The sequence below is a fragment of the Agreia sp. PsM10 genome (assembly GCF_030433855.1).
Lineage (GTDB): Bacteria > Actinomycetota > Actinomycetes > Actinomycetales > Microbacteriaceae > Agreia.
Genome location: NZ_JARUXC010000058.1, coordinates 1 through 261 on the forward strand (window position 1 = coordinate 1; position 261 = coordinate 261).

Annotated in this window: 1 protein-coding gene; it reads left to right on the forward strand. The window is 36.0% G+C overall.

Going from position 1 to position 261, the window contains the following annotated elements; translation table 11 throughout:
• Positions 1–261, forward strand: a 261-nt coding sequence (locus QCD70_RS19035) for a hypothetical protein (RefSeq protein WP_301219200.1), incomplete at both ends; no start/stop codon positions are given.

Below are 261 nucleotides of genomic sequence, written 5' to 3' on the forward strand. Positions count from 1 at the left end.
ACCTTCCGTCAAACGCTTTGCAAAATAAATTTTATGACCAGATTGCTTTTAAGATAAAACCAAACCGGTTTGAAACTACAGGTAAAGCAGGTGTTTTTAATTTTTATGAAGTAGTGTTTACAGAACAAGACGAAGAATTGTATATACCTGCAATGGGTGACCGTTATAACACAACAAGCAAAGGCGTTGCAAGGCAGAATAAAACCCTTTATTATAAAACATACTGGCGAACATATCAAATGAGCGATCACCTGCCAATGT